The sequence below is a fragment of the Microcoleus sp. K1-B1 genome, from assembly GCF_036704705.1.
Classification (GTDB): domain Bacteria; phylum Cyanobacteriota; class Cyanobacteriia; order Cyanobacteriales; family Microcoleaceae; genus Microcoleus.
In genome coordinates, this window is record NZ_JAUBSH010000006.1 from 100,073 (window position 1) to 126,653 (window position 26,581).

Genomic DNA, 26,581 nt, shown 5'->3' on the forward strand with positions numbered 1-26,581 from the left:
AAAAAATTTTCTCAATCGAGTCGTGTGTATAACTCGATTGAGAAATAGGTTATCTCTGAACTGCATAAGCGGTTTTTCGTATCCGCTTCTCTGAAGTTTTAGGCTGAAAGCTGAGTGGGAAGTTGTTTCAGCCTATTTCTATTTTGATATGACCTGAATCTCCTTACCCCTAATCTACTAAAACAGGTCGTATTCGGGCCAAGACCCAATCTCCGAAATTAAGTTGGATATCAAGCTGTCGAAATCCGAAGAAAAAGCCCCTTTTGTGTCCTTGTCAATGACGCGGGAATTGACAAGGATGGCATAAGTGAACCCGTCGTTGCGAACAGCAAGCTTGCATTTCATGCCCGGCAAGTCGCCCCCGTGCTGGAAACCGCCGTTGGTCAGCGTCCAGCCTTTTCCGTACCTCGCCGTGTTGACTGGATTTGTTGCATAGCTGGTGGAACTAGTCATGGCTGCAAAAGAGGCAGCGTTGATAATGTCGGGCTTGCCTGGCTTGCCGTCTACCCGCACAGCGAAGCGAACCAAATCAATGGGCGCAGCAAGCCAGCCGCCGTGCGAATCCATACGGGTGCAATCCGAGCCATAAGGTTTTTCCCCATCCTGACCGTAAAGCACAAATTCATTGGGTTTTTTATCCGCCAAATCATTCTTGGCAATGGTCATCTGGGTGATTCCGCAAGGCTTGAGTACGTTGTTTTTCACCCAACTGGAATAGCTTTCGCCACTGATTTTCTCGACAATCCTTCCCAGCACGCAGTAGCCAAAATTGGAGTAAGCAAACAACTTGCCGGGCGGATAATCAGGGTCGCGGTCATCGATCACCGAAGTGATGAGCTCCGAATGGGACATGCCGGGATATTGAAACATGGGATCGTAGCTGACGGGATCTTCTTTTGCCTGGGGGCTGGCGTTGGATTGGTTTTGCACGTCGTTGTTGTCCCAAACGTTGCCGCCGGCGGTGTGCTCGAGGAGGTTGTCCACTTGGATGGCTTTTTCGTTGGCGCTCAAATCCTTCGTTCCGTAGTCGGAGCCGAAGATGCTGCCGGAGCCGAAAACCTTGCTGTTCAAAGTGATTTTGGTTGGAAATTTTTCGGCGAGCAGCAAGATGGCGACGGCGGTGATAGGCTTGCTCACGCTGGCAATTCGACCGATGTGCTGAGGCCCCATCAGCAAATTTTTCTCGGTGTCGGCATAGCCGTAGCCCCTTGCAAAGACGAGCTTTTCGTCCTTCGCAATTGCCATGGTCAAGCCGGGGAGCTCGTGTTTTTTCAGGAAGGCATCCACCTTGTCGCTGATTTTCTTGATTTCGGTGACGCTGAACTTGCCAGGACTCCAGCGGGCGGCGAAGGTCGTTTTGCCGTTCAGCGTGTAGGCGCAGGTTTGTTCGATGGTGAAGCCCTGGTAGAAGTAGTTGAGCACCATGGTTTGATAATTTGGCTCGCTCAGGCGGTGGTGAGCCCACTGTGCAGGACCGGCGTTTTTTTCCCAAATGGCAGCGTAGTAGTCTTTGCCGTCCGCGACGAATGCCTGGAGGTGTGAAAGGCGATAGCCCTTACCGCCATAGTCGTTGAATTTTTCCTGGTAATCCGCCGAGGTCATCATGTGGTGAGTGGCAAGGGAAGGGCCACTTGTTTTTTCCCAGATGCCCGCAAAATATGCCTGGTTGCCACCGTCGACACCGCTGACGCAACGCAAGCGGTAGCCCGAATTTTTCATGGAGACATACTTGTCGTTGTACTCCTGGGAAGTCATGCCGTGGAAACCCTTCACATCAGGTCCGTCCTTTTTTTCCCAAATGGCGGAGTACCATATCTTGCCTTGCGCCCGGAAAGCATTAATAAACGTGAGCTTGAAGCCCTGCCCATCATAGAAATTGTATTTTTCTTGGTACTCGGCACCAGTAAGTTGGTGGAAGCTCGCCAAAGGAGAACCTATCTCCTTTTTCCAAACAGCGGCGAATTTGATCGCGCTGCCTTCCTCGTAACCGCTGACGCATTGAAGGCGATAGCCTTTATCCTGGAGATTGAAATAGGCGTCGGCGTATTCTTTGCTGGTCATGTCATGCTTTGCAGTGACGGAAAATGGGGAGTCTGACATAATTTCCTCTAATGTTATGTTTTTGAGCTTGAGCCTTAGCTCGTGAACTCTTTGATTGGCTTATTGAGATTGGGTTTTTGGAATTATGCATTTGAGCAAGAGCTAAGGCTCGTGAACCCTTTGATTGACTTATTGGGGTTGCCTTTTTACTTTTATGCACTTTGAAAGAAGGGTTAGCTTTGGGGCTTCTATTTATTGGCAAAAGCTAAGTGCTGGGGGCTAAGCGAGTAGCTATGTTAGTCTTTGGTCATAGATGAAGGAGAAGCTCTCCCAAGCAAGTTTTGTTGTCTTCCTTCACTGATTCCATAGGTTTGTATCCATCTTTTTATGCACGCGGAGGTGACTGCACTAAAAAGGAAACCTGTACGTTAAGCTATAGCAAAAAAAAACACCACTGACACTAGAGGTCAGTGATGGATTTAGTTATTATTAGTTGTTAGTGGGAACTGAGAGCTATTTCACCTAGTAGATAGGATTCTCGCTGGGGTGTTCCTCTATGAAAACCAACTAGGGAACCAGTAGACATTCACATGTTCCGTCTTCATAACAAACAGCGATATCTCCGCACCCTGCCTTCAGGAACATGTTGTTGCAATCGTCATCACCAGAACAACTGCAGTGAACACCCTTACATTCATAATTTGTATCTTTAGGCTTGTTCGGAATTCGATTGAGGTTATCTCCTGATGGATTCCCAGTTGGAGTGCGGGAACCTTGCTCTAGTGGAACTCGGCGCAATTGATCGGTTGTCTCGCGATTGGGTTGCAATTGGCTTACTCTCTGGGTTATTGAAATTGAAGCTAGAGCGGAAGTTGCCATTGAGATAGTTATCAAAGTTCCGAGACAGATGGATTTAGTTGGGAATTTCATTATTTTTCCTCTGACGTAAGTTTTCTAGTGTTTAAGTGAACGCTTATTAGGGTTGTTTTTTTGGGCTAGGGATTACAAACTCCCAAAGACCGTGAACTAATGCTACGTAGTGTCCCGTCTACACAAGGAGTTCTTCATTTGTCCAAAGTCCAAGACTGACATACCGTTGATTTAGTTTGGAAGCTCCACAGTCACCACAAAGTTGTTGCCTTGAGAGGTGATTTTGGTAATCTTCGCTTTCGGCCCGATGTAGTTGCTGATACTAGGCGCTTTCTTCACAGCTTCGGCAACCTTGTCTCTCACCTTTGGATCGTTTAGACCATGGGTAAGCCGATCTTCGATCGTCTTGGTTAACTCTCCCTTGATTCTGCCTTCGATTTTGCTACAGATACCACTGAAAGCTTGGCACAGCTTGTTGGGGATACGGAGGTCGGTCTTGAAGTCTACTTTCGGATTCGCGTATGAAATAGAGCCATTGTAGGCGACAGGTGTGAGAGACATAGAAAGAACCGAGTTGTCCAAGTGGATGTCACGTTCCATGTCGAGCGAACACTCATTCCATTTGCCTACCAGCCTCCGAATACATTTTGCCTTAATTTCCTCACCCTGGCTTTCAAACTGTGCTGTTGCCTCAATGCTGCTACCATTAATAGTGGCTTGAATAGACGACGTGTTCACATCATCAACATAGTACCTGAGCTTCCGATACTTGGTAATATCAAAGGTGAACTCGCTAATCGGAAATGCTTTCTCCGCTCCGTTAGGCAATTGAACGTAACTGGAGTCTTTATGCCAGCTTGTTCCATCCTTCGGCCCAAAATTGTCGAGATGGATCTTTGTTGAACTAAACGCAACGTTGAAGGCGGCGGCGACAGCAGCCTTTGGAACGGGAATGTTTACGGTTTTTGCGGGCGCTGCTGAACCGATTGAAGCGATGCTGCCGAGCATTAGTCCTATGGCAATTGGTGCTGCTACGAGTGTTTTACAGTTTATTATTTGGCGTTTCATGGTTTAGAGTCCTTTTAGATATTGAGAAACTGAATGTTAGTGTTTTGACTGCACAATTCACTTTATGTAAGCAGTTTTTTCGCTAAAACTGTTAAGTGAAAAGGGGAATAAAATTATTGGTTCATTGAACCAATCAATATTTTTTAGTGTTTGAACATTTCTTTTTCTCCTCTTAATTTGGACGACTAACTCGGTTAAGAGCGATGGCAGCTTGCTAGAGGTCGCCTTCCCAACTTGACTTCCACCTATTTTTCAGCCTTGGTTCGTGAACCCTTTGATTGACTTCTTATTCGGGATGGGTTTTTGAGATTATGCATTTGAGCTTGAGCCTTAGCTTATCAACCCTTTAATTGGCTTATTCGGGATGGGTTTTTAGGATTATGCATTTGAGTAAGAGCCTTAGCTTATAAATTTATTTGATTTACTAATTAGAGTTAGTATGCTTGTGGGGTGTGGGACTTTCTGTGTGTTTGCGAAAAGGCAAGGTAAGAGACTTTGGAATTAGCAATTAATTAGATTTGATGGGTAAAAAGAGCGTTCGCTGTCTGGAGTGCCTTTAAAGGATGACAAAAAAATCTCCCCCTGGACAATTCCAGAGGGAGAAGAAGAAAGTTAGACAGACAATAAGCTAACTCCACCTACAGCGTATTTGTTATACAGATTGCGATCTAATGGTTGTGTATCGCTAGCCGTCCATCCTTGACAAACAGAAACTACGATATCGCTACTATGACTTGAGAACCCATCGATTCTCAGAACACTGTACTTGTACTCCATCGCTACCTTTAATAACTGAACCTTCACTGTATCGCTGCCCTGCATAGTAACAGTCTTTTACAATTCGAGGTTGTGTAATTCTGTTGGTGGGAGCATTTACTGGTGTTGGACTCGCCAATGCTGTTGTCTGTATCATAGTTACTCCGATAGCCAGGAATGCCATTGATAAAATCTGCTTGCGATTCAACATGAAATTTCCTCCTTAAAAAAATGTAGGTTTGGGTTTTTGAGATTATGCATTTGAGCTTGAGCCTTAGCTTGTGAACTCTTTGATTGGCTTATTGAGATTGGGTTTTTGAGATTATGCATTTGATTGATCAATAGCCTTATGTCATCTCATGCTTTGCCATAGATCAAGTCACCTTTATTAGTTCCAACTAGCTTTACTTTGTCGATACCATTATTATTAATATAGGGGGTATGGGAAATTATTTCAATAGATAATTGGTTCCAATTAGCTTTGGTTTGTCGATACCATTGTCATTGAAATTGGTGCGATTAGTAGTTGCCATTTCTGTTACTCCTTATTGTTCAACATTAGGACGTAGAGATTGAGCGAGCTGTGCGATCGCTACTATATTTCTCGGAATCGCTAAAACTTGATTTATTCCCTCTGTTCTTTTTGAGGGCAAGCTCTCAGCCCAGTGAGAAACTCAGCCTCTGGGAAAAACAGAGTTTCTTAGAATTCATTCGCGCTATCAAGGGTCGATTTCTAGTTACAGGCTTTATGTTTGCCAATAGAATGCCTGGAACTAGAAATCCACTCAGTGATCACCACCAACTCGTACAGCGCCTCCAAATCCCAGAACTAAGCCTAAAGTGGAGGGGGGACGATAGGGGCAGAAACCAAGTTTGTTTGGTTAAGCTCGACGTTTTGGACAACAGCAATCAAATCGTTTTTGTACAAGATATTAGTGTTGTTGCCAAACTTCACCAGCGAGTAATCCTGCGTACTGCCAGCAACCTGGATTTTATCGCCTTGTAATAAGTTAAAGTCTGTAATTGTGGCGTGACCATTTCCTAGGTAGTAACCGATGGTGGAGTAACCGAGTACGAATGTGTCCCCTTGAGTGCCACCAGTGAGAATGTCGAATTCCGTGCCGTTGCCGTAACCATTAAGGTAATCTTTACCGATTCCGCCGTATAGAATGTCATTGCCACTGTCGCCATAGAGATTGTCATCACCCCAGCCGCCTACGAGACTGTCATTATTGGCTGCACCAAATAGATAGTCATCACCAAAGCCGCCGATGAGAGTGTCATTTCCGGCTTCACCATAGAGATTGTCATTACCACCTGCACCAGCAATATAGTCATTACCAGCTTCACCATCGATCCAGTTGCCAACGGCATTACCTGTGATGGTGTTGTTGAGGGCATTGCCGTAGCCTTCATATGCGTTGCCGCTCAGCTTCAGGTTCTCCTGATTCTCGCCTAGGCGGTAGCCCAGCCCAAAGGTGACGGAAGAGATAACGGTGTCGATGCCTTGATTAAAGTTCTCGGTAACTTTGTCATTCCAGCTATCGACAACGTAGGTATCATTGTCTGCGCCGCCAAACATATCGTCGCTACCGGTGCCACCATCCAGATAGTCGCTGCCACCAAGACCAGACAGTATGTCATTTCCTGCTTTGCCAAAGATTGAGTCAGCTTGATTAGTTCCGACTAACTTTGGTTTGTCGATACCGTTGTCATTAAAAGAAGTGCCGTTAATAATCATTTCACTTACTCCTTGTTGTTCAAAATTAGGAGGTAGAGATTGAGCGACCTGTGAGATCGCTACTACATTGCTTTGAATCGTTGAAACTTGATTTATTCCCTCTGCCATAACTTTTGTAGCGCCGTCAAATAATACGGCTAAGTTTAACCAGGCAGAGGGTTGTCAGCTTAGCCAGGAAACGGATCACCAAGGATGAAGTCCGTTGCTTTGACATTGGTGATGTCTTGCAACACACCAATTTCATCCTTTCCGAACAATATCTTAGTATCTTGAACATTCGGGTTACCATACCCAAAGTTTCCAGACACCAAAGAGTATTTATCTACAGTCTCAAAGAGTGCGATTTTATCGCCTTGTGATGAGTTAAAGTCTGTAATTAAGGCGAAACCATCTCCGGTGTAGAAATTGTAGTAGGATTGCGCGCCCAGCACGAACTTGTCCGCGTCAGCGCCACCACTGAGGGTGTCAAATTCGGTACCGTTGCTGAAACCGTTAAGGTAATCCTTGCCAATACCGCCAGTGAGAATGTCATTGCCAGCCTGGCCCCACAAATTGTCGTCCCCACTGCCGCCGTACAATTTGTCGTTGCCAGTGCCACCATCCAGATAGTCCTTGCCAATACCGCCATTCAGATAGTCGTTCCCAGCCTCGCCCCGCAGGTCGTCGTTGCCAGTGCCACCGTACAATTTGTCGTTGCCAGTGCCACCCTCCAGATAGTCGTTTCCACCAAGACCCGACAATATGTCATTTCCTGCTTTGCCATAGATTGAGTCAGCTTGATTAGTTCCAATTAGCGATGGGCGAAATTCACCACCGTTATTAGTGTTGTTGTCATTGAAGTTGGTGCCATTAATAGTTGCCATTTCAGTGATTCCTTGTTATTCAAAGTGTTGGGGAAAGTTTATTGAAATTGGGTTTTAGGATGATGTATTTGAGCCAGAGCTAAGGCTCGTGAACCCTTTGATTGGCTTATTAGGGGTGGGTTCTTTGGTTTATGCACTTTGGTAAGAACGTTAACTTGTGAACCCTTTGATTGCCTTATTGGGGATGGGTTATTTGGTTTATGCACTTTGGCAATAGACTTAGCTTGTGTTCCCTGTGATTCGGTTATTAGAGGTAAGTTTTTTGGATTATGCACTTTGGCAATAGACTTAGCTTATGAACCCTGTGATTGGCTTATTAGGGGTAAGTTTTTTGGATTATGCACTTTGGCAAGAAACTTAGCTTGTGAACCCTTTGATTGGCTTATTGAGGTGAGTTTTTTCGGAGTATGTACTTTTACGCAAGTATGAGCTTTTGGACTTCAATTTTTGATAGAAGGTAAGTGCTGAAACCTGAACAAGTAGTTTGTGCTAGTTTTTGGTCATAGGTGAAGGAAAAGCTCTCTCGATGAGCTACAGTTTGAGAAGTTGGGGTTCCCTTACACTCGTCCGCCCATCTGGCTGAATAGGAGCGATAAGGGCAGTAAGTGCTATAGGGACATGGCAAAAACTAATTTTTGTAAAAGGTTTAATCAACCAGGATAAATTGACATTGCTGGAGTTCTATATCAGAGCTTTTGAAGGAGCGCGTGATGAAACTATCCACAAAACACTTGGGTTGGTTGCTAACCTTAGTTCTCCCGGCACTCGCTTCCGGACACAGCCAAGCACAACCCATTACACCGCAATCAGGTGCAGATGGCACTAACACTGTTGTTACTCCTCAAGGAAATCGCTTTGACATCAGTGGCGGCACTCGGTCAGGAGCCAATCTTTTCCATAGCTTTGAGCAGTTTGGACTTAACTCTGGACAGACTGCTAACTTTGTGTCTAACCCAGCAATTCAAAATATCCTGGGTCGGATTGTCGGTGGCGAGGTCTCGGTGATTAATGGCTTAATCCAGGTCACGCAGGGAAATTCAAACCTCTTTTTGATGAATCCAGCAGGCATAATTTTTGGTTCCAATGCAAGGCTAAACGTGCCTGCTGCTTTCACGGCAACCACAGCTACGGGTATTGGTTTTGGGGAAAGTTGGTTTAATGCTGTTGGTGCTAATAGTTATGCTGCCTTGGTAGGAAACCCCAACACTTTTGCCTTCACGACTTCTCAACTCGGCTCAATCATCAATGCTGGGAACTTGGCAGTGGCAGAGGGGCAGAACTTAACTCTTCTAGGTGGCACTGTGATTAATACTGGCACTATCTCAGCACCGGGAGGGCGGATTACAGTAGTAGCAGTACCGGACAACAGCTCAGTGCGGATTAGCCAGGATGGGATGGTGCTGAGTTTGGAACTTCGCTCTAGTGAGAGTAATCAACCAAATTCTCTACCCTTCACCCCTCTGTCTTTGGCACAATTACTGACAGGGGGAGATTTGGCTGGTGCTAAAGCAGTGACGGTTAATGATGATGGCACGATCTCACTAACCGGGTCTGGTTTAAAAGTAGATGCAGATGCAGGCACAGTTATTACCTCTGGTCGTCTAGATGTGTCAAATACAGCACCTGGTCAAACTGGGGGTACTGTGCAGGTTTTGGGAGATAGGGTAGGGCTTTTGGGCGCCCTGATTAATGCGTCTGGCACGTCGGGTGGCGGGACGGTGCTAATTGGTGGTGATTACAAAGGTCAGGGAACGGTGCCGAATGCGTCTCGCACTTATATTAGTAATAATTCGGCAATTATTGCGGATAGTTTGCTTGATGGGAATGGCGGTCGAGTGATTGCCTGGGCAGATGAAGTGACTACTTTCTACGGCAATATTAGCGCTCGTGGTGGTAGCGAGGCGGGTGATGGGGGATTTGTTGAGGTTTCGGGTAAGCAAAACTTGATATTTGATGGCACTGTTAATGTGAATGCTAGTAACGGCAATTTAGGGACTTTGCTGCTTGACCCGACAGATATCATTATTTCTAATGAGCCCAGTACCGGAGGGGTTAATGCCGCCTTGCCAGATATATTTCAAGGTGATGTGGCTGGGGAAATTACGATCAATGCTAGAACTCTTCAAGCTCAGAGAGGAAATGTTGTTCTAGAGGCTAGTAATAATATTACGATCGCCAATGGTGTATCACTTAACTTTGCGTCTGCTGGTGGGTCGATTACGTTTAAAGCAGATGCAGGAATGAGTGATGGAATTGGGTCTTTTTCGATGGATCGAACTCAATCCATTACAACTAACGGAAGAGATTTAACAATTTCCGGAGCAATCATCACTACGGGGAATCTAAATACGGCTAATTTGGGAAGTAATAGGGGCGATATTAACCTTAATGCAACTAATGGTGATATCAGCTTTAACAGTATCAACACCCAAGGGATAAGAATTGGTGGCAATGTGAGCATCATTGCTAACGGAGTTGTTAGGGGAGAGGGAACAATAATTGGCAATCCTTCAGTGCCTGTAGGTACTACCATCTTCACCGGAGGAAATTTTCAGGCAGGTTCCGTTCTAATTCAACATAAAGGTGGATTGGATAACTTTCAGTTTGTTGTGGGGGATGCGACTAATAATGGTACTGCTGGAGCAATTAGGACGGGCAATAATCAAATTGTCTCGCAAACTATTCCGGATAATAATACCTCAATCCCCAATGATAATACTTTTGTAGCCGGTAATCCTAATATCGATGGGATTAGTATGACTTTTATTAACAAAGCACCGACGCTAACGGCAAATCCCCAGCTAACTGATACTCAACAAAATCAGCCAGTTACCTTTACTTTTGCAGATTTAAATCCGATCGCGAGCGATGCCAATGGCGACAATACCTCAATCCGGATTGATGCGATCACAGCAGGAACACTGACCAGAAATGGAGTCGTGCTCAGTGCGGGTGATACGATTAACGCCAGTGATGTTTTAGTCTACACACCACCCCAAGATGCCACGGGTTCCGTAAACGCTTTTACTATTCGTGCAACTGATAACGTCTCCACATCAGCTCCAGTTCCAATTGCGATTAATCTCACTCAGCTCCAAGGCGGCGATGGATCGATCACACGAGGTGGCGATGGATCGATCACACGAGGTGGCGATGGATCGATCACACGAGGTGGCGATGGATCGATCACACGAGGCGGCGATCCACCGCCGCCCCAAGACCCCAATCTACCGCAACCTCCCCAAGCCGATCCGGTGGATGGGCTACCCCTTACCTTCCCACCCGGACGCGAACAGCTACCGCTAACAGGGGAATCGCTAGCTCAGTCACCTTCCCTTACAGAACTGGCAATCTTTCAAGGCGTTTTGCCCGAGCCTTCGCTATTACTAACTCCTCCAACTCAATCGCAGCGCCGATCGGGTAGTACACCGGCTGTCGGCTCTGCATCAGATCGACTTGGTGGCGCGCCACGCGATGGGACACCCCTCACGATGCCACCAGATTACCCTAATTTCATCTTGTCACTTCCACCCCATGTGAACCCACCTGATAAAGGAACTGGTGATGGAACTCCTCAACGTCCACCAATACCAATAACACCTCAACCAATAGTTGATCCTGATGTTCCAAAGGTAACAGACCCGCCTGGATCGGGAGGTTCCTCAGTTGCCAGAGAACCCATTCCTCAGAACGCACCTGCACGAGTAGCTCAACCTGATGTTCCAGAGGTAACAGACCCGCCTGGATCGGGAGGTTCCTCAGTTCCCAGAGAACCCAATCTTCCGGACGCAGACGATTCGCCGTCTGCGAAACCAGAACGCACCAATTCGGATAGGTCTGTTACTGCCTTATCACCTTCGGAAAGTTCCTCTTCGGCATCAACAGAGCAGAACCCCACTTCCTCTTCAGAACGAAATACTCAGCAGGGTTCGACGATCGCGCAAAAGATGCAAGACTGCCAACAACAGGTTAAGGCGATCAACACGACTGGGGCAGGTCAGCGCACTGGAGGAAATTATGCCAACCTAATCGAGTGTTACAAGCAAAATCTAGAGGTTGCCCAACAGGAAAAAAGTTTTGACTGGGAAGCTTATGCGCTGAACAATTTAGCCATTTCTTATTACGTAGTCGGAGACTACCTTAAGGCAATTGAGTTTCACCAGCAGCAACTGGAAAGAGCGCGACAGGCTCGCAGTCGCGCCCAAGAAGGTATTGCTTTATCAGGCATGGGTGCAGCTTATGCTGCCCTTGGGGACTACGAAAAAGCGATCGGCTACTACACTCAAAGCTTAGGAATTACACCTGTTGAATCTGCCCCGCAGTGGAAATCGTTAACGCTGAGAAATCTGGGCAATGCGTATCTCGCTCAAAAAGATTATCAAAAAGCCATTCAGTATCAAGAAGAGAGCTTGGCTCTTTCTAGAACAATTAGCGATCGCCACGGAGAAATGCAGGCATTGGGAAACTTAGGGAATGCCCATGCAATTTCCGGTAACTTTAATCGCGCCACTGAGTACCTGCAACAAAGCTTAAGTCTGGCGCGGAAACTAGGCAATCGCTTAGAGGAGGCACAAGCCCTCTTGGGTCTGGGTACGACCTACTCTTACCGCCGAGACTATGCCAAGGCGCTGGAATACCATCAACAGAGTTTAGTGCTCGTCCGGGAAGTCCGGGCTCGCCTCGGTGAAGGCATCGTGCTGACCAATTTAGGAGATGCCCAGTTTCGCTTAAACCAGCTCGTTGAAGCCGAACGAGTCCTATTCGATGGAATTAAGCTTTGGGAATCTCTGCGTGCTGGACTGGGGACAAATGATGCCTTCAAAGTCTCCATTTTTGAAACGCAAATTACTGCCTACCGCAATCTTCAAGAAGTCCTCAGCGCCCAGAATAAATTCAATGCCGCTTTAGAAATTGCTGAGCGAGGGCGTGCCCGTGCTTTTGTGGAGTTATTAGCCAGACGCATCAAATCGAGGGAAGCGGTTAGCGAAAAAGCTCAGTTCCCTTCAATCGAGGAAATCCAACGCACTGCCAAAAAGCAGAATGCCACGCTCGTTGAATATTCAATTATTCGCGAGCAATTTGTCGAGACTCCGCACGGCGCATCCGTTCAACAAACGGGAGAACCCCAGGACTCCGAACTGTTTATTTGGGCTGTCAAACCAACGGGTGAAATCGCCTTTCGTCGGGTTGACCTCAAATTCCTGCAACAGGAAAAGACATCCTTGGAAAACCTCGTAGCTACCAGCCGAATTTTAAAGGGACCGAGGACACGTCAAGGAGAAGCAGCACGAACGAAACTGCATCAATTGGCGATCGCACCGATTGCCGATCTTCTGCCAACAGACCCCAACGCGCGTGTCATTTTCATTCCCCAAGAATCTATGTTTTTGTTGCCCTTTCCCGCCTTACGAGACACGGCTGGTCGATACCTAATTGAGAAACATACACTCTTAACAGCTCCAGCCATTGATGTCCTGACGCTAACCAATCAACAACGTCAGCAATTAGCGGCAAAATATCCCGAACCGCCTCAAGGAAAAGAGGTTTTGGTAGTGGGTAATCCGACAATGCCCACACTCAAAAAGAGTGGAGAAAAGCCATATCGGTTAGCGTCGTTACCAGCGTCTGAACAGGAAGCCAAGGAGATTGCCCGACTTTTGAACACCCAAGCCATCGTCGGCGATCGGGCTACCAAAGTCAATATTTTGCAGCAATTGCCCTCTGCGCGGCTAATACATCTTGCCACTCATGGGTTACTCGACGATATCAGGGAATTGGGCGTACCGGGTGCCATAGCGCTAGCGCCCTCAGCCAACGATGATGGCTTCCTCACCGCTGGGGAAATTTTAAAGCTAAAGCTCAACGCCGAATTAGTTGTTTTGAGTGCTTGTGACACAGGACAGGGGAAAATTACAGGAGATGGCGTTATCGGGCTATCTCGTTCCTTGATTGTCGCTGGCGTTCCGAGTACCATTGTGTCGCTGTGGGCGGTACCGGATGTTGCTTCTGCCCAGTTGATGACCGAGTTTTATCGCCATCTCTCTTCAAATCCCGACAAAGCCCAAGCACTACGTCAGGCAATGCTGATGACAATGAAACAATACCCGCAACCCGACAACTGGGCAGCCTTTACCCTGATGGGTGAAGCCCAATAAAGTGACCGAGGCAATTTTAGATTTTATATTTCGGATTTTAGATGTTTGTTTGTTTGGCTTCACGATAAAAAATGATGTGTACCAGAAACGGGTCATTTTCTGGTACACAAGGGGCGAGAGTTTCAGGACTCTAGGCGATCGCTTTTACAAAGTGAAAAGAGAACCACCAGTAGCAGTAGGAAGGCTGTAAGCAATTTGATCGAGCTGAGGTGAACTCGTTAAATCTTTGAAAAAGGTTCCTCGGTGTTCCGGTATTAGTAATAGTTTAACAGGGCTTGCTGGTGAAGTTCGCTCAATTTCTACATAACCACGAACTTCAAAATTTGCCACATCCAGTAGTGTTTTGCTTTTTGGATCAGGAGGTTGGGGATTTGCAACTGGGATTAGTACAAAAGGACTGGGCTGTAAAATGAATAAGCCTGTATCTTTAGCCGGAATAGATAGTGAAGCTATTCTTGTATCAGGACGCTCTGTAGGCTGAAGTGTAAGTTTCTGATTGCCTCCATTTACATCAAAGAAAACCAAAACTCTATTAAAATTGGAAGGTTCATCAATCTTACCAAACGGTAACTGATTAGGGGCAGCAGGGGCAAGTTCAGTAAAAAATGATGGTGAAACCGTAAAACTAAGCTCCAGTGATACGTTGAAATTATTGGGATTAGCAATCGTTAAAAAATAGCCTTGAAGGACTTTACGACTGACGTTCCCTAGCTGGGAAAAATTCTTGGGTAGCTGAGGTTTGAGAAGAATTTCAAAAGTTGAAACAAGCATGAATTTTTGTTTGTTTTTGAGGGTTACAGAATTTTTATTTGGTTAGACTTTTCCGGTTTATGCACAGGTATACCGAAAGTCTGGGATAAATAGGAGGTAAAAAAGTGCCAGCTCCTAGAAGTAATTAGGACGTAGAGATTGAGCGACCTGTGCGATCGCTACTACATTGCTTTGAATCGTTGAAACTTGATTTATTCCCTCTGTTCTTTTTGAGGGCAAGCTCTTTGTAGGGTGTGTTATTAACGCACCCTACTACAGCTATTGCTTAGCCAACGACGTATGGGACAAAGGTGAAGTCTTTTTGGAAGCTGACATTGGTTGTGTCTTGCACAACACCAATCAAATCACCCTTGTAGAAGACTCCAGTGTCTAGAGCGTTGCTACCTTGCCAGTTGCCAGCCCCAAGGGAGTATTGGTTATTGTCGCTTTCCAAGTCCAAGAGTTGAATTTTGTCACCTTCTACCTTTTTAAAGTCTGTAATGGTGGCATAGCCAGCCCCAAGGTAGTTAATGCTAGGAATGACAGCGGAACCCACTGCGAATGTGTCCGCTCCAGTACCGCCAGTGAGGATGTCGTATTCTTGGCCGGAACCGAAACCGTTAAGGTAATCCTTGCCACTACCGCCTGTGAGAACGTCATTGCCTGCTTGACCATACAGATTGTCATCGCCTGCTTGACCATCCAGCTTGTCGTTACCAGCGCCACCGTATAAGTTGTCGTTGTTAGTGCCACCGTACAAGTTGTCGTTGCCATAACCGCCGTAGATGCGATCGTCACCACTGTCGCCGTATAAGATGTCATTTCCTCCACGACCCTCAATGAGATCATTGCCTTCCAAGCCGTGGATTACATCATTACCAAGCGTTAATACTGGCCCATTCGGACTTTGCTCCCATTGTTGATCGGTTCCCACTAATGATTTGTGCAACTTAGCGTCGCCGTTGATAGTATTGTTGTCATTGAATTTAGTGCCGTTGATATTTGCCATTTCAGTTACTCCTTGTTTTTCAAAGTGATGACCCAACAGGTTTTAACGCCCAGTCTTTGTATTTGTGCAATAGGTTGATTTGGAGGCAAATCAGGTTGGGTTTTGGGGATTATGCATTTGAGCAATTGCCTTAGCTCGTGAACCCTTTGATTGGCTTATTGGGAGTGGGTTTTTGGGATTATGCATTTGAGCAATAGCCACAGCTTGTGCCATTGACCCAGAGAAAGGGACAGCAATGTAGAGATTGGAGCTGCTTTCAAGGGTACGAGCGCCCGTTTTGCTACCGGTTTTCATGAGTCGATCGCCCACACAGTATTCGATCACCCACACAGTATTCGATCACCCACACAGTATTCGATCGAATGCTGTGCGGGCGATCGTCCCCTTGTCATAAACACAATAGATGGCGATTGAGCGCCAGGGCGCTCAATCGCCATCATAACGAGGGTAAGTAACCCGGATTTGGTATCATAGGATGTAAATGCACCACTAAATATGATTATAAAATTCAGCTAAAATTCACCCCTTTGATGAGTGCAGTCACTGTTTAGAGGTGTTGGCAATTTCACCATTCCGAATTTTTTATGTACTAAAAAGCACATAAAAAGTGTTAGGAATGTCAATCATTGCTGGTTGTTTTATAAACTGTCATCTCGCAGTTTCCAAAGAAAATTCTGAACGTCCCATGCCAGATCGAGTAGTCGCAGGTTGGCATTGATGTCTTGAGAATAGCTATCAGCAAGGGCTTTTTGTACGAAATCAGTTAACAAAACTTCCAAGCTGATGCTAGATATGTATTGTTGCTGCATAATTCTCTTTTAAGAAGGGTGTAATGTTTTTTGAGCAATTGCCTTAGCTCGTGAACCCTTTGATTGGCTTATTGGGAGTGGGTTTTTGGGATTATGCATTTGAGCAATAGCCACAGCTTGTGCCATTGACCCAGAGAAAGGGACAGCAATGTAGAGATTGGAGCTGCTTTCAAGGGTACGAGCGCCCGTTTCGACCTGAACTAGATGGATGAAAAAACGCTCACGGGTTAGGAGTTAGGAGTCATACCAGTTTCCTAAAATAGTGCTACACTTAGTATGTATCTGCGTTGTAAGTTAGTACCCAAATATAAGAAAGAAAGATGTCAGGAGTTGCCAAGATTGAAATTCGGGAAACAGCAGGAGAACTGAAAACTCTTCTGCATCAAGAGAAAGATGTTTTGCGCCACGAAAAACTACAAGTTCTGTATTGGCTTAAAACCAAAACGGTAGACAGCGTATTGTCTGCTGCTGTGCGGTTAGGTAAACATCGTACCACAATACAGAGATGGTTGTCTAGTTATCGGTCGGGGGGCATAGAAGAATTATTACTCCAGAAACCCCGTTCGGGAAGACCGAGAATAATGAATTCAGAAACGGTAGAAAGATTATCAAAGGAATTGTCAGAGCCTGAAGGATTCAGTAGCTACAAAGAAGTACATGAATGGTTGACAAACTGCTGTGAAGTAAAAGTGGCATATCGGACTGTACATCAGTGGACCAGATATCGGCTGAAAGCAAAATTAAAAGTGCCGCGCCCGGTGAGTGAGAAGCAAAAACCAGGAGCACCGGAAGAATTTAAAAAAAACTGTCATCCTTAATCAAAAGCAGCCTGAGTCAGAGCGAGAGCTTTTTAAAACAGTGGAAAAAAGTGCGATACTGGAGCGAAGATGAAAGTCGGATGGGATTGCATACAATTAGGAGAAGAAAGTTAACGGGGAGCGGAATCAAACCGCAAGGAAAAGTGCAATAGGATTTTACTTATTTGTGGCTGTACGGGGCAGTGGAGCCACTAACAGGAGAGGGCTTTTTTTACGAGTTTACGCATCTGGATACAACATGCTTCGAGAAATTATTGGAGCTATTTGCCAGTAAGTATCCTCTAGATTTACATATCATACAAGTAGATAATGGAGGGTTTCATAACTCCTTAAATCTGAGCATACCCGAGAATGTGATTTTGCTCTTTCAGCCAGCCTACAGTCCGGAAATAAATCCCATAGAAAGACTGTGGGGGTATGTAAAAGAACAATTAAAATGGTTGAGATTTGAACACATAGAGGAGTTGAGAGCAGCGGTGCAAAAAGAGTTAAATAAGTTGACGAATGAAGTCATTGCTTCTTTGACGGGATGGCAATTCATTTTAGAAGCTATATCTGTAGCAAAACTTTAGGAAATTGGTATCAGGGGTAGGGAGGAGCGGCGGGGAAGTTTGCGATCGCCCTCTTGTTGTGCCAGTTAGCGACAACTGTCCATACGCCAGGGGAGGAGGACGAGCCAAGACGATCGCGGTCAATGTTAGATTACTTGCCTTTTATCCACTTGATAGCAGTTGGAACAATACTAAAGAGAAGCTCTAGCAAGTATTCTGGCTTAATAGCAACTACGATTATGGCAACACTAAGAATGAACAGACCTAGAAAAAACGCAGGGTCTTTTCTTGTTATCAGGTTGCTTACCTTCTTGAGAAAACGTACTGACTCTGACTTGCGGGGACACTGCATTATAGCTCCTTGTCTATTAACCGACATCATTAAGGTGTTATCATCAGGTGCTACTGTTGTTAGGCTAGGTTTCTATGAGCTAGTTACCTCATTGGGAGTGGAAACAGGAATAATGCAATCACCTATCTCCTAACCCCTCCTCTCTCTCAAATCGCCTACAAGCCACCTCAAGTCCTCAGTCAGTACGTTCGGTTGAATTTGAGTTAAAAGAATACACTTAATCAGAAGGAAAGTGACGCTCTCACACTTACAAGAGCGGGTAAGTGTGGGAGCGTCACAGTCAATTTCAATGCCCTAGCTTCCACTATGGAAGGAATACTTGCATCGTAAATTCAAAATTCAAAATTAACGTTTGGGCTGACAGCACTCCAGTATTGGCTCTGAGGCAACATCATCCAAGCCCACCGCTCGCAGAAGGACACCCCAATCATTACTGTTGGCATCGGTGCGGCGGAGTTCTGAGGCAGCAGTCAAAGCCTCGTGCCAAAAACCATTGGCAGCATATAGGGCGACACGCTGCTGTGGGCGTGCGGCCTCTAATTGACTTTGAAGAGTAACGTTCAGTGGCTCTCTTTGCACCCAACCATCTACGACATCCAAAACCTCATCTTGCTTTTGCGACTTGAGTATGGAGAAATACCAGCGATATCTTTTGCCAATTTCTAGAGATGCCACGCTGGACGGAAGGCGAACACTGATAACACCGGGTAGCGTGTCAGACGCCGTTAAAGTGGTCTGGTAGACATCATTGTCCTTTTCATCTTTCAGAACAAACTCTAAGGGACAGCCGGAATAAGGAACATAAAACCAAAAGGTGGGATGCTCGGCGTTCGTAAATCCCAGGACCAATTCTGATTCTGGAATTTTATAAACTGGAACCAATGCCTTGAGTTGCTTTTCATCAACCTTGCAGGGGTCACGTCTTCCTCCTCCAGCGCGACTCCCCGGTTCACCAATGTCGCTAGGCGGTGGGGGCGCGTTGAAAATCAACGAGGTGTTTAATTGTGCATTGAACAGGCGACTCGGTGAGTCATTTATAGTTGGAGGGCTCGATCCAAGAATTGCAGATTTAGCAGCTTGTGCTTGTGCTGAAGAAAAGCCGAAGGATACTAAACTGATAGCAAAAACAAGTTTTATCGGTTGAACAAGCAATTTTAACTTAGTCATAGCTTACGTTAGGTTTTACCTTTTGAATGCGTGAATTGCTTACTACGCTCCCTCCGGTGACGACCAAAGCCAACGCCGAAGGGACAAGTGGCACCCAACCGCCCTGGCAGATTAGACCAAAGCTAAGTCCGTATAAAACTCCAAGGGCAGCTCCCCCTGCCAGTCCTAAGCGCAGGGAATTCCGAATGCGCCACGCTAGTACGCCTCCGAACAAAGACCAACCCCAGACCCATAACGTTTCACCCCACTGAGACCAGACCCACAACAAGGGGCGCTCATCGAGAACAGCACTGAGAATCTGACTGACCATTTGGGCATGAACGATTACTCCTGGCATTTCCTGGTAAATCTCCTGGTCCGCACTGTATGGCGTGGGAAAATAATCACCGTCACTTTGAGCAGTAACGCCGATCAAGACAATTCGATCCTTCACCGCATCAGGCGGAACCTTATCTGTGAGTATGTCGTTTAGCGTTACTGTATCGCCAACTGGAGAGCGGTAGTGGACGGGGCGGTAATTGAGTAGTATTTGGTAACCAGAGTCATCGACTTTTTGATAGCCTCCCATCGGCACTTGTAACCGCTTGAAAATAACCTTACCGACCTGCAATTGATTTTTATTAGTGTATTTGGCTTCCATTCCCTCCGCCTTTAGATAACGAAAGGCTAGCTGGGCACTCAAGGCGTTTGGTGTGGTACAAGCAGATTTGGCGTTTGGGTTCATTGCGATGAGATGGCGACGGATAATACCATCAGGGTCTTTGACTAAATCACTAAAACCCTGGCGTTCTGTCGGAATTTCAGGAGGGGATGAAATGCCTGGTTCGTTGAGCTTTTGTTCGCTGACTTTGCAAATGGCGAAGATGCGATTGCTGTTTTTCAGGCGGGTAGTTAATTCGGGCTGGTTAGGGTCTACAGGGAAATCGCGATATATATCTAAACCAATGGCTCGCGGTTGATAGGACTCCAGTTTCTCTAAGAGTCTGGCTAGTGCTAAATCCGATAGTGAGCCTTTGCGGGATTTCTGCTCGGGAAGCTGAAAATCCGCTTCCGTTATGGTGACGACTAAAAGACGCGAATCCTGCCTTTCATTAGGGCGTAACCTCACCAACTGGTCGAAAGCCTTGAGTTCCCACGACTGTAATAAACCAAATGCACGTCCACCCATCACCAAGCCGGTGACTGCCAAACTCGCCATCAGTACCCGCCACAAACCACGCTGCCTTGACGAGGTTGGGGTTGGCTGGCGTATCGGTTGGGGAGAGTCAGTTGGTGATTCTGGTTCATTGAGGAAATCGTTCCAATTGGGTGGCACTTCAGCCGGATTCTGAAAAGTCACTGGTAACCAGCTAGCACCGGGAAATTCTCCCTCTATCCCTTGCAACCTTTCCCGCGCTTTCCGCACAGCTACATCGAACGAGCGACCGCCAGCAAACTCTGTAAGAAAGTATTTCAAAAACTCCTGTGCCACCAAATCTGGGACGGGTTCCCGCATTACAATCATTTGAGGGATGTGCAAATCCGCCAACTGCCGTGCTAATCCCAACCCATCACACGAGTTAAAAATCGCCAGTTGCAAACCGCGTGCGATCGCTTCATTCAGAGCATTTTTTAGCTGGGCAATGGTTAAACTCTCGGTAGGATTTATATAAATCAGACCCGAACCGCCATCAGCTTGGGTCGAACTATGTCCAGCAAAAAACAGGATATCCCATCCCTGGCTATCCCAAAGCTGCTCATTTAATTTCCGGCGCTGGGGTTCTACTAAAAATACCGTTTGTGCGTCTTTTAATTTCTCCAGTAATCGCTTATCTGCTTCAATATCAATTCCAGCCGAATCGCCCAGAATCGCCAATATCCTCACTTGCTTAGCAGAATTTTGGACGACTTTTCCGGGTTCAAAGTTGAGGGGACTTAAGGAGACTTCTGCCAGTGGGTAATCTCTAAAAAATCGCCAAGTATACCAGGGTAATTTTCTGAGTTGGTTGTCTTCAGTTTGAATAATGACTCGAATTTCTTGCGCTGAGTCTAGTTGCTTATATAATTGGCGGGAGATGTCGCTAAATCCTTCAGAATCAAGCCAAGTATCAATTCGGTTTTGTAACTCGTGACTTACTTCATAAAAATCGGCATCACAAACGTGAGTCACGTCGGAGTCATCAATTTCAATATCTTCATCGATTGCTTGAGGTTGACGCCTGCGTATCGTCAGAGAGCGAGCCTGATAGAGTAACTCATAAAGCAATTGCCAACGACGGTATAGGTCTAGAATATCTGGGGCTGTGGGTAAGCTGCCCGTAATTTGCCGACTCTGGGGAGTATTCTGGGATGGTAGCCAAGCGGTGACAAAAGGAAAGCCGTTGTGCAAGTCACCCTTTCCTAGGTTCAAGACAACCAAATTACTCATGGCTCTCTTCCAGCAAGCTGGTCAATCACAAAATCTTCCGTAATACTGAAATCATCGAGAGCTACTTTAACACTAAAGCATTTTCCCATCGGACAGGTAAATCGTTTCAGTTGAATCAAGTTATCTTGAGTTCGCGCTTTGTATTCTTGAAGCGTTGCTCCGGATTGAGAAAGCAAAATTAGTTTGATATTGGAAGGCAGGTAAGTTTGCCCACCTGCTGGATAGAGTTGCACGCGAATCCCCACTCTTTGCTCCGTCTCTGGTGCTAAACCAACCAGCAGCGCCACCGAGTGATTTTCCAGTTCCATTCCCAAATCAATCAGCTTAATTCCCTCAACCAAAACCTTTCTAATCTCTGTAACAGAAGGTCTACCTTGTCTGAAACTAAAGGATAAATTTCCCGAGCCTGTATTTAAAAGTGTATCAAGGGATTGCCAACCCGCCTCAAATACGTCTTGGAACCACTGCCCTAAGTTAATAGAGGTTTGCTTATGTGCCGCCTCTGCAACAAATTGTCCTAACCGCCGTTCGTATAACTCTTGCCTCCATTGCTCGTTAGCCAGCAACGCTGCCCACTGTTCAAAACTAACAGCAGTCCGAGGAAAATAAACCGATGATTTTCCTAGTTTTTCCAACAAGTTGCTTGCTGTTTCTTTTGACAAATTCGATGCCGATTCTACCTGTATTTGTTTATTGAGAACTGGCTCTGCTTTTAGCAACATAATGGTTAGGTCTTTCACTAGATGTTGCTGAGCGATATAGTAGGCGCGATCGCTTTCATCATATATCCCTTTTTTCTTAAGATTCTGATGGGAGACATATCCAGACAGCCGCATCCAGGATTCATTCTGATTGTCTACACTCACTTGTACTGCAAGATAGTAGTCGGCTCTCCAGCTAGGAAGATCGACCCACTCTTGAGGAATGCAACACTCCTCCAAATCATTACTTTCACTGGGAATAAGTGCCAGTCGAATCTTACCTAGTTGGATGATGCTGCCATTAACAAATTCCCAGAGACTTGGCAAGGATGATTCTGGAAATATGCTGATATAACTTGGTTGAAAGGTACTATTTTCTTCTGCTGGTTGCTCTTCTTCAAGCCAAGCCTCCAGCCAGGGAACAAAAGTATTCATGCAGAGGTCATTGAGATAAGCATTACAGCGGGCAGTGGCATTGGAATGGCGTTGCGCTCGCTGCCATGCTTTTTCTTGAAGCTCAACTGATAGCTTTAACCAAAGCTGTTCGGGATATGTGGTTGATAATTCTCGCAAACTAAACATAATTCGTTTTTCCTACTATTGCTTACAATTCAACGGAATACAAAGTTTTTAACCAAACTTCAACTACCTCACTGACCTGTTCTTTTTCTGTATCTAGAGAAAGACCGAAAGCATCATAAACCCACTGGATTAAAGAAATCTGCAACTGCTCTTTAGCATTGCTAATTGCTTGTTTTACATTCCAGTTCGGTCTAAAAATGGCTAGTTGTTGTTCAGCTATTCTCTGACAATATCGCATTTGTATCAATTCTTGCAGAGAAACTTCTAATTTTTTAAATGCTTCTAACACTTGAATGTGAACGAGTTCTTGATAGTACCTTTTTAACCATGAATGAACGCAGTCTAGCTTAAGATTATTGAGTTGAGTGATGACTGCCTCTTGTAATTCGTTTTTAGCTGCACTCAGCTCTTGAGTAACTTCAGCCGATTCCGCTATTTTTACCCTCATAAAATAATCAGCGATTTCTTCCACATTCATTCTCTGTCCGTAGCGGAGTCGTAAAATAGTTTGTTTTGAGTTATCAAGGGTTTCGATAGAATCAATTAAAGCTCCCTCAATTAAATCAGATCGACTGGGATTCGAGAATCTTTCCTCTAAAAATTTTTCTACATATCTTTGCGCCCAGACTTGAGGTGTAGTTTTCAGGGTTTCAGTAATTAAAGTTTCCAATTTACTTAGTAGGGGAGTTTTATAGATGTTTGATATATAACGTGCAACTGTTCCTTGGTTTATCCCAACTTTACTTGCAAATTGCTCTTGAACTAGAAGAGAAAACTCATGGGGGTAACAAAGTGGCATAACTGCCTTGCGGACTCCCTGTGGAATCTTGCTGCGAATTTTTTCCAGGCTATTATTAATCCGCTGTATTTCCTCCCCAAACACCAAATCAGCCTGTTGTAGAAAATCTACTGGGTTCTCTTCCAACTCTAAAGGTTCCCAAGGATTCACAGACGGCTCGTAGTGTTTTTCATAAGTATCGGCATCGCGGGAAATTTCAACGAGTCTTGGATAGTGTTGTAACGCCTCAATGCAGATATTCATCCATTTTTTAATCATCTCAGGCGTTACTTCTGGACTAGAAGACACCTGTAGAGGTGCATCAGGCTGAAATCGGTTGGAGTTGTAGTCTCTGGCAGTTTCTTCAAAATCTGGTAGCTCAGGCTCCGGCCACCTTCTACCGTTTCTTGTATTAGGATTATGAACTTTATTGTTTTTGTAAATTGGTACGAAGTATTGCCAAGCAAAGATGTATTGAGTAATATTCGGCTCAATTATTCCGTGTCTTAAAAGAGCTTCTCGTAGTTTTTGTTGCTCATTATTAAACTTTCTTCGACTGCTTAAATCTACATCACACAACAGATGCCAAGGAGATTCACAGTTTATCTGGTCTAGGATGATATTCCTTAGCGCACCTTGTAGATAGGTTTTGAGATTGGCACCGCTAGCATCTTGAGAATTGTACCTCTTAATACATTTATTCAGCTTTTCTCGGTTATATAGGAAATCACTCGTTAGATCGAAAAACTTGATACAAGTTGCTGTAGGAAATGGAAATTTGCGAGAAAATTGCTGGACAAAGTGACATCGAGCTAGATCAAAATAAGCAACTAAATGCAAATGAGCCAACTGCCGTTCAGACTCGGATTTTGAATCATCGTCAATGGTTCCCCCAAAATATTGAATGTAATGGCTATCTTCCCATTCAGGATGTAACTGAACTAGCTTCTCCATTCTGCTTCTTAATGGCTTTTGAATTGATGACTTAAAACTGGCATAACCGTTGTCACTTCTGCAAGCATATAATATGCAGAATTTATCAATGATATCCTGACATCGTAAGCTCGACATTTTGGCTTCCTCGTTGAGATCTAGAACACGGTGTTGTAGATACTTCTGGTTTGGCGATGCTAACTCAGAATCCCTAAGTTATGCCCTAGTGGCCATGAAACCGAATCCTGGGTAGTTCTACTAAACTTATTAAGGCACAGAAAAGGTTTTTATGTAGGGGCAAAGGTAGCGTAGCTATCACCTGCAGCCACGGATTGGCTGAAGTGCTTGCTGAAAAAGGCTTCTAAAATCTTCCTTGAGGAATTGCTCATGGCAATGCCATGGCGATTTGTCTCCTTGGTTGGCTCTGGTATGACTTGACATCTGGGTCAATTTCCAGTAGTCACATATAGTTTCTTTCAATTAGAAACTCAAACCAGATGCCTGTCCGCATCTTATGACTCGCAAACAGACCGATGTTTTTTTTGGGTGCTGGAGTTTCTGATTTTTATGGCTGGATTGACCAAGCTACACCCACCTTTCCCAGACCGCGTTACTCTGGTTCAACTTGCCCAGCCTAACCAGACGACCAGGCGATTTCATTTAGTCCGCAACAAAACTTCACGCTTGTCCGCAACTAAATTTCATTTAGTCCGCACAAATTTTATTTAGTCCGAGAATCCACATGTGTGTTGGACTACCTGCACGTAGGCCAGTGCTACTATAGCACGTACAGGCACACCAGCTCGGAAATAGTCAGGGGGTTGAGTATGCCTTAAAAGCACGCGCTGCGGCATACTGCGAGCCGATTGCGGGAACGCCAGCACCGGGCCTTCTCCCAGTCCGGCTTCATTGGTGACAAGTTAAGACTTAATTGCATTTGTCAATCAGTAATATTACTCAAAAAAACTGCTTTTTTAGGAGGGGAAAATTCACGATTTGAGAGGGAGTAGGTATAAATATCACCCACGGCATGATTCCTCGATCGCCCAAATCTCAGTTTTATGCCCAAAATCCGAGTAAATGTTGAGCATAATTGCTGATTGACAAATGCTTTCTTAGCTTAACTTGTTACCAATGATGTAGAACTGTACTTCAAACCCCGATACAAAACGTTTAATTACCGCATCGGTACACTAACGGAGTATTTTCAGTTTCCCGATGTCAAGGCTGTGTTGAATGATTTGTACGGGATGGAGCCGCCTGCGTTATTTGCTGGTGAGGTCGATGCCCGTGCTAAAATCCAATCGGTTGAGAAAGCGTAAAAAACGATAATGAAAAAAGATCGAGAGAGTTATCATCATTAAAATTTAATATTTTCTAAATTTACAAGATAGATATATTTGCCAATTTTTAATAAAAACTTTCTAACTGTAATGTTCATTATCGAACGACAGCGTTCAGGCGACTAGCGTCGCATCCTCTGGGTAAGCTGTAACTGTCTTACCCACCTATGCAATTAATCACTTTCACTGATTTAACTTTTTTAGCCAATCCGACCCAACTAACAGTTCCCATTGAATTGAAACAAGAGCAATTTCAACTAATAATGAAACAAACTTTATTGAAACTCCCCACTGAACCTCTGCTAGTTGCGGAGCCAAAAGTGGATAAGTGGATTATGGAAGTTAGTTTGCTATTTCCAGAGGTATTTGAATGGGAACCTCCTACATTCTTAGTCGATACTCAGTTTAGCGCTAAGCTTAATAAAGATGTATGCGTACAAATCAACGCCAATGCAGTTTTTCTTGAACGTCAATCCGTCCATTTAATTGAATGGGCAATCCGCCATCCTGCATTAAATTGGTCTGACCGAGTAAAATTGTGGACAGCAGCCGAATCTCTCTCGCTGTCGCCAGAAAATATCAAGCTGACCGTGTTAGCGCTGCACCCAGCCCATCCGGGGACGAGGCGCGAACTCAGTTGGGACAGCCGGCAACACGCACAGACAAGAGATTGGCTTGCGTCCGCGCTGGCAGGAAAGGCGAGATCGCCTGTTGCGGCTCGAAGAACATCACTGCCTGCGATCGCGCCCCTAACTCATTTCGACATTGAGGGAATTCCAGAGGTAGAGATTTAAGTGCGATATGCGATCGCGACGCTCAGAATCCGAATCGATCCCAACTTCCAGGTCAAGACCAATGGAAAATTTTCCATTGGCTCCCACACGCCCG

General features: G+C 45.3%; 16 protein-coding genes. 4 read left to right on the forward strand and 12 right to left on the reverse strand.

The features are described from left to right. Positions 1–177 precede the first annotated feature (177 nt). From QUA83_RS03680 to QUA83_RS03695, 5 genes are all read right to left on the reverse strand, one after another. The gene (locus QUA83_RS03680; RefSeq protein ID WP_333291593.1) at positions 178–2,100 is read right to left on the reverse strand and encodes a serine hydrolase; all 1,923 of its coding nucleotides are present in this window, start codon (positions 2,098–2,100) and stop codon (positions 178–180) included. Between the two features lie 1,041 nt (positions 2,101–3,141). Continuing rightward, positions 3,142–3,978, reverse strand: a complete 837-nt coding sequence (locus QUA83_RS03685; protein ID WP_333291594.1) for a hypothetical protein — start codon at positions 3,976–3,978, stop codon at positions 3,142–3,144. A 727-nt stretch (positions 3,979–4,705) separates the two neighbouring features. Then, positions 4,706–4,945 (reverse strand): DUF1496 domain-containing protein, encoded by a 240-nt coding sequence (locus QUA83_RS30525; protein ID WP_333483986.1) that lies wholly within the window; start codon positions 4,943–4,945, stop codon positions 4,706–4,708. Between the two features lie 624 nt (positions 4,946–5,569). Next, positions 5,570–6,583: a calcium-binding protein gene (locus QUA83_RS03690; RefSeq protein ID WP_333291596.1), complete on the reverse strand. Its 1,014-nt coding sequence runs from the start codon at positions 6,581–6,583 to the stop codon at positions 5,570–5,572. Between the two features lie 59 nt (positions 6,584–6,642). Continuing rightward, positions 6,643–7,338 carry a calcium-binding protein gene (locus QUA83_RS03695; RefSeq protein ID WP_333291598.1) on the reverse strand — a complete coding sequence of 232 codons (696 nt, stop codon included), beginning with the start codon at positions 7,336–7,338 and terminating at the stop codon, positions 6,643–6,645. 710 nt (positions 7,339–8,048) lie between these two features. Between QUA83_RS03695 and QUA83_RS03700 the strand changes: the two genes are divergently transcribed. Further along, a complete protein-coding gene (locus QUA83_RS03700; protein ID WP_333291600.1) occupies positions 8,049–13,493 on the forward strand; it encodes a CHAT domain-containing protein in 5,445 nt (1,814 codons plus the stop codon). A gap of 144 nt (positions 13,494–13,637) precedes the next feature. Here QUA83_RS03700 and QUA83_RS03705 read toward each other — a convergent pair whose 3' ends face one another. The 3 genes from QUA83_RS03705 to QUA83_RS03715 form a co-directional block, all read right to left on the reverse strand. Continuing rightward, complete coding sequence (locus tag QUA83_RS03705) at positions 13,638–14,264, reverse strand: hypothetical protein (RefSeq protein ID WP_333291601.1); 627 nt, start codon at positions 14,262–14,264, stop codon at positions 13,638–13,640. 265 nt (positions 14,265–14,529) lie between these two features. Continuing rightward, entirely contained in the window at positions 14,530–15,288 is a 759-nt protein-coding gene (locus tag QUA83_RS03710) for a hypothetical protein (protein ID WP_333291603.1), read from the reverse strand. Positions 15,289–15,890: 602 nt separating this feature from the next. Next, entirely contained in the window at positions 15,891–16,061 is a 171-nt protein-coding gene (locus QUA83_RS03715; protein WP_333291605.1) for a hypothetical protein, read from the reverse strand. A gap of 320 nt (positions 16,062–16,381) precedes the next feature. Here QUA83_RS03715 and QUA83_RS03720 point away from each other — a divergent pair, with 320 nt between their 5' ends. Further along, positions 16,382–16,879 (forward strand): helix-turn-helix domain-containing protein, encoded by a 498-nt coding sequence (locus tag QUA83_RS03720; RefSeq protein WP_333291607.1) that lies wholly within the window; start codon positions 16,382–16,384, stop codon positions 16,877–16,879. Positions 16,880–17,043: 164 nt separating this feature from the next. Further along, positions 17,044–17,451 carry a transposase gene (locus QUA83_RS03725; protein WP_333291609.1) on the forward strand — a complete coding sequence of 136 codons (408 nt, stop codon included), beginning with the start codon at positions 17,044–17,046 and terminating at the stop codon, positions 17,449–17,451. Between the two features lie 676 nt (positions 17,452–18,127). On the opposite strand, the gene QUA83_RS03730 is transcribed toward QUA83_RS03725, so the two are convergent. The 4 genes from QUA83_RS03730 to QUA83_RS03745 are packed head-to-tail and all read right to left on the reverse strand — an operon-like array spanning position 18,128 to position 24,257. Continuing rightward, on the reverse strand, positions 18,128–18,949 hold the full coding sequence (locus QUA83_RS03730; RefSeq protein WP_333291610.1) for a DUF928 domain-containing protein: 822 nt from the start codon (positions 18,947–18,949) through the stop codon (positions 18,128–18,130). Beyond that, entirely contained in the window at positions 18,942–21,356 is a 2,415-nt protein-coding gene (locus tag QUA83_RS03735; RefSeq protein WP_333291612.1) for a CHASE2 domain-containing protein, read from the reverse strand. The genes QUA83_RS03730 and QUA83_RS03735 overlap by 8 nt, the downstream gene beginning before the upstream one ends. Next, on the reverse strand, positions 21,353–22,639 hold the full coding sequence (locus QUA83_RS03740) for a DUF1822 family protein (protein ID WP_333291614.1): 1,287 nt from the start codon (positions 22,637–22,639) through the stop codon (positions 21,353–21,355). Before QUA83_RS03740 ends, QUA83_RS03735 begins: the two co-directional genes overlap by 4 nt. A gap of 22 nt (positions 22,640–22,661) precedes the next feature. Then, on the reverse strand, positions 22,662–24,257 hold the full coding sequence (locus QUA83_RS03745) for a hypothetical protein (RefSeq protein WP_333291615.1): 1,596 nt from the start codon (positions 24,255–24,257) through the stop codon (positions 22,662–22,664). Positions 24,258–25,860: 1,603 nt separating this feature from the next. Here QUA83_RS03745 and QUA83_RS03750 point away from each other — a divergent pair. Further along, positions 25,861–26,487, forward strand: a complete 627-nt coding sequence (locus tag QUA83_RS03750; protein WP_333291617.1) for a hypothetical protein — start codon at positions 25,861–25,863, stop codon at positions 26,485–26,487. The last annotated feature ends 94 nt before the right edge of the window (positions 26,488–26,581 follow it).